The organism is Propioniciclava sp. (assembly GCF_036744435.1).
Lineage (GTDB): Bacteria > Actinomycetota > Actinomycetes > Propionibacteriales > Propionibacteriaceae > Propioniciclava.
The window spans coordinates 1-4,907 of the sequence record NZ_DAIOIA010000163.1; the positions used below are offsets into that span (position 1 = coordinate 1).

Consider the following 4,907-nt stretch of genomic DNA (forward strand, 5'->3'; position numbering starts at 1 on the left):
TGGTGGGCCTAACTGGACTTGAACCAGTGACCTCCGCCTTATCAGGGCGGCGCTCTAACCATCTGAGCTATAGGCCCAACACGTCAGTGACGCGGTAACGAACCTTACCGCCTCCCGGGGGCCTGCTCAAAATCAGATGCCAGCCATGGCCGCCGTACCTCACCGGCCAGCCCCCTGACCCTAGGGTGGAGGTCATGCGCGTTGCCCTTTTCGACTTCGACGGCACCCTCGTCAACAGTGGACCCACCGTGATCGGGGCGGCCCGCGCGACCCTGGAACAACGGGGCTACCCGGTCCCCGATGCTGAGGCGATCAGGGGGTTCGTGGGGCCGCCGCTGCTCAACGGCATCACTGAGGTCTTGGGCGTCCCCGCGGCGGAGGCCGCCGCCTTCCGGGACGCCTACCGCGAGATCTACACCCAGACGATGACCCAGGCCGAGGTCTACCCCGGCATCGAGCAGGCGCTCCTCGAGCTCGTCGATGCCGGCTGGACGCTGGCCGTGGCCACCTCCAAGCGGGAGGACCTGGCCCGGCGCATCGCTGAGGCGAAGGGGTTGGATCGCTATTTCACCGTCATCGCGGGCGCGGACATGGCCGAGCAGCACGACAAGGCCTGGGTGATCGGGCAAGCACTCGAGCGCCTCGCCGCGGCGGGGGTGGACGCCGCCGGCGCCGTCATGATCGGTGACCGTCACCACGACGTCGACGGGGCTGCGCTGCGGGGGCTCAAGTCGATCTTCGTCACCTGGGGGTACGGCCCTGAGGCGGAGGGGGCGCCCGCCTCTGCGATCGCCCATGACCCTGCCGAGTGCGTCACCCTCCTGGACCGCCTCGCCGTCTGACCAGCGAATTCGCCCGTGAGTTGACCGGAGCGGGTCTGCCGCCCGCCCGATCCTTGTGCTACCGTCGCGCTACGCGCTTGCGGCGCCAGTCGTCAGGATTGTGACTCCACGAGGCAAGACCTGAGGCGAGATCGCTTGGCCCACCGACGGGTCGGCGAAAACCGCTGATCCCCAGCTGACGCTCGTCGCCGCGCACCCTGCACAACGCCCCCGGGGCATAGGGCGCGGACGACCTCTCGTCGAGGGGACGTCCAGAGAGGACCACCGATGACTGCCTCCACCACGTCAGCGCCCCCGGCCAAACGCCGGGTACGCGTCCCGGGCTTCGCCCAACTCCAACGGCTCGGCAAGAGCCTGATGCTGCCCATCGCCCTGCTGCCCGCCGCGGGCATTCTGCTGCGCCTGGGCCAAGAAGACCTCCTGGGGCATATCGAAGCCCCCGTGATCGGGCCGTTCTTCGACGCCATGAGCGCGGCCGGGAACGCCATCTTCGGACACCTCCCGCTGCTGTTCGCCGTCGGGGTCGCGATCGGCTTCGCCAAGAAGGCCGACGGCGCGACCGCCCTGTCCGCCGTCGCCGGCTACCTCGTGATCGAAGGCGTCTTCACCTCGATGTCACCCGTCGTGCTGGCTGGCGTCGTCGACAACGCGGGCGACCAAGCCACCATCAACTACGGGGTGTTCGCGGGCATCATCGTCGGCCTGGTCACAGCGTGGCTGTTCGACAAGTACCACGACATCCAACTACCTACCTACCTCGGCTTCTTCGGAGGCCGCCGGTTCGTGCCCATCGTCGTGTCCCTGGCGACCCTGATCATCGGTTTCGCGCTGAGCTGGTTCTACCCGCTGTTCAACTCCGGCTTGACCGGATTGGGACAGTTCATCGCCGCCTCCGGCGTGGTGGGCGCCTTCACGTACGGTTTCGTCAACCGGATGCTGATCCCGCTTGGTTTGCACCACATCGTCAACAGCTACATCTGGTTCATCTACGGCAGCTACACCACCCCGGACGGCGTCGTGACCGGCGAGCTGACCCGGTTCGCCGCCGGCGATCCGACCGCGGGAACTCTCACCGCTGGGTTCTACCCCATCTTGATGTTCGGCCTGCCCGCCGCAGCGCTGGCGATGATCCACGTCGCCCGCCCCAAGCAGAAGAAGGTGGCCGTGGGCATCCTGACGGCAGCCGGGCTCACCGCCTTCCTGACCGGCATCACTGAGCCGCTCGAGTTCGCCTTCATGTTCGTGGCATTCCCGCTCTACGTTGTCCATGCCGTCCTCACGGGCTTGTCGCTGGCCATCGCCCATGCCCTCGACATCCACCTCGGGTTCTCGTTCTCGGCAGGACTGATCGATCTGCTGCTGTACGGCACCGCCCCCGCGGCGAAGAATGTGCCGCTGCTGATCGTGGTGGGGCTCGTGTTCGCGGTCGTGTACTACCTGCTGTTCCGCTTCGCCATCGTCGCCTGGAACATGATGACCCCCGGCCGCGCGGACCTGGCCGACACGGCGGAGGAGACGTCCGCCGCCCCCGTCGGCGACTCAGCACGAGCCGAGCAACTCATCGCCGCCTTCGGCGGGCGGGCGAACCTCGAACACGTCGACGCCTGCATCACCCGGTTGCGGGTCGAGGTCACCGACACGGCAAAGGTGGATCAGGCACGGCTCCGAGCCTTGGGCGCAGCGGGTGTCATCGAGGTCGGCAACAATGTCCAAGCCGTCTTCGGGCCGCAGGCCGACGGGCTGAAGACCTCGATCCAGGCCGCCCTGGACGCCAACCCCACCGCCCCGCCCGCCGACCTCGCCTCCGTCTCGACCGCACCAGCGGTGACGCTCACCCCAGCGTCGCCAACCTTGGCGCCCTCCTCCGACCAACCCGCTGGGTTGCTCCCGCCCGTCCCCGGCCGGATCGTCGCGCTGGAGGATGTTCCCGATCCGGTGTTCTCGTCCCACACCATGGGCGACGGCTTCGCGGTGGAACCCACCGGGGGGACGTTTCGAGCGCCCGTGAGCGGAACGTTGATCCTCCTGGCCAAGACGCTGCATGCCTTCGCCATCCGGGCCGACAACGGAGCTGAGATCCTGGTGCACATCGGCATCGACACCGTTCGCCTACACGGTGAAGGATTCACCGCACTCCAGGAGCAGGGCGCACGCGTCGAGGCGGGGGAGCCGATCGTGCGGGTGGATCTGGCGTCGGTTGCGGAGAGGGTTTCCTCGATGACGACCCCCGTCCTCCTCACCAACGGGAAGTCCTTCACCATGTCGCCCATCGACCCGGAGGCCACGGGAGTCATTCCCGTCGTGACCGTCACTCCTAGGTAGCGGGCCATCGCCGGCTCGGGCGTGCAGCACCGGTGGCGCCCGAGCCGGTCCTCACCACCCCAACTCCACATCACCATCGGCCCCAGCGAGGAGGGGACATGTCGCCCGAACCGGTCACCGTGACCAGGGTGCACAACAACAACGTCGTGTCCGGAGTCGAGCCCGACGGCCGCGAGGTCGTCCTCCTGGGCAAGGGCGTCGGCTATGGACGCAAGCCCGGCGATGAGGTGTCGGCCTCGGGAGGTCAGCGCTTCGTGTCGGATGCCACGTACCGCGCCGCCCAGCTGGCGGAGTTGCTTGCCGGAGCCACGTGGGAGGAAGCCGGGGTCGCACACCAACTCGCGGACCTCGCCCAGGCCCGCCTGAACCTTCCCGTGACCCAGGCCGTCCTTCTCCCCCTCCTCGACCACCTCGTCTTCGCGGTGAAGCGGGCGAAAGCCGGGATCGAGATCGAGTTCCCGTTGAAGTGGGAAGTCGCCCAGTTGTATCCCGATGAGTCAGCCGTCGGGCGGCGCTGCGTCGCGATGACGAACCATGCCCTCGGGATCCGCCTCCAGCCCGACGAATGGGTGGCGTTCGCGCTGCACTTCGTCAATCTGCGCTGGTCGCGTGGCGAACTCGCTGGTGCTCCCGCCTGGGCGGACATCATCGGTACGACATTCGCCGCACTGGAGCGACAGTGGGGCAGCTCGATCGACCGGGACAGCATGGGTGCGGCCCGGTTCGTCACCCATCTGCGTTACTTGATGGTCCGGGTCGCCGAGAACCGGCAACTCGACGATGCGTCCATGGACCTGATGGCGACCATCTGGCGCTCGCAGCCGGAAACCGCAGACACGGCCATTCACCTCGGGGCGACGATCGGAGGGCGCCTCGGGCTAGCGCTCACCGGGGACGAAGTCGCCTACCTCGCGCTGCACGTGGGACGACTGCACAATGACGTCCGCTCACGCGCTCGACGCGATCCGTGATCACCGTTGTCCGGCGGACCGCCTCACCGTGGAGGACGGCACTCGCCGCCGCCCTCACCCGGACGACTCCCGCTTAGGCTCTGCTCATGACGAATCCTCGTTCCCCCGTCTTCGACGCTGACCTGCGCGTGCAGTTCGACGCCTTCCTGGACGAGCATCGCGCTGCGTTGAACGCCTGCCTGAACGACCTCACTGAACAGGAGGCGCGTCGGCATCTGGTGCCCTCGCGCACCACGCTGCTGGGATTGGTCAAGCACGGGATCTACGTGGAGCGGGTGTGGTTCGGGGAGGCGATCGGCGGCGTCCCGCGCGTCGAGCAGGGGCTGCCTGCCGACGTGTCCGACTCGTTCCTGCTCTCTGACACCGACACCATCGCGTCCATCCAGGCCGCCCACGCCGAGGCCTGCGTCGCCTCGCGGGCGGCCGTGGCCACGATGAGCCTCGACGATCTCGCTCTCGGTAACCGCCGCGGCCCGCTTCCGCTGCGCTGGATCTACCTGCATCTGCTCCGCGAACTCGCCCAGCACTGCGGGCACGCCGACATCATCCGTGAGCAGATCCTTGCCGAACGCCATCAACGGGGAAACACCCCCTGAACCTGGACCATGCGTCCACGAGGGCCTGAGCCAGCTCAGTCCTCGGCGAACGGAAGCTCAGTCCTCGACGGGCGGAAGCTCAGTCCTCGGCGGGCTTAAGCCCAGTCTTCGGCGGGCGGAAGCTCAGTCCTCGGCGAGGGTGAGCTCCAGGCCGCCGAGGATGTTGGCGGACAGGT

4 protein-coding genes and 1 tRNA gene are annotated in these 4,907 nt (G+C 67.8%); 4 read left to right on the top strand and 1 reads right to left on the bottom strand.

From position 1 onward, the window contains the following. Positions 1–77: transfer RNA gene (locus V7E09_RS14365), tRNA-Ile, on the bottom strand. A 117-nt stretch (positions 78–194) separates the two neighbouring features. On the opposite strand from V7E09_RS14365, the gene V7E09_RS14370 reads away from it, so the two are divergent. The 4 genes from V7E09_RS14370 (at position 195) to V7E09_RS14385 (ending at position 4,731) form a co-directional block, all read left to right on the top strand. Next, positions 195–842: an HAD hydrolase-like protein gene (locus V7E09_RS14370; RefSeq protein WP_324523592.1), complete on the top strand. Its 648-nt coding sequence runs from the start codon at positions 195–197 to the stop codon at positions 840–842. Between the two features lie 267 nt (positions 843–1,109). Next, positions 1,110–3,164: a glucose PTS transporter subunit IIA gene (locus V7E09_RS14375; RefSeq protein WP_324512155.1), complete on the top strand. Its 2,055-nt coding sequence runs from the start codon at positions 1,110–1,112 to the stop codon at positions 3,162–3,164. A gap of 98 nt (positions 3,165–3,262) precedes the next feature. Continuing rightward, on the top strand, positions 3,263–4,135 hold the full coding sequence (locus tag V7E09_RS14380; protein ID WP_324512154.1) for a PRD domain-containing protein: 873 nt from the start codon (positions 3,263–3,265) through the stop codon (positions 4,133–4,135). Between the two features lie 86 nt (positions 4,136–4,221). After that, entirely contained in the window at positions 4,222–4,731 is a 510-nt protein-coding gene (locus V7E09_RS14385) for a DinB family protein (protein ID WP_324512153.1), read from the top strand. Positions 4,732–4,907 lie beyond the last annotated feature (176 nt).

Bases quoted from the DNA above. Each gene is read 5' to 3' on its own strand.
- V7E09_RS14370 (WP_324523592.1), top strand. From the start codon at position 195: ATGCGCGTTGCCCTTTTCGACTTCGACGGCACCCTCGTCAACAGTGGA.
- V7E09_RS14380 (WP_324512154.1), top strand. From the start codon at position 3,263: ATGTCGCCCGAACCGGTCACCGTGACCAGGGTGCACAACAACAACGTC.
- V7E09_RS14385 (WP_324512153.1), top strand. From the start codon at position 4,222: ATGACGAATCCTCGTTCCCCCGTCTTCGACGCTGACCTGCGCGTGCAG.
- V7E09_RS14375 (WP_324512155.1), top strand. From the start codon at position 1,110: ATGACTGCCTCCACCACGTCAGCGCCCCCGGCCAAACGCCGGGTACGC.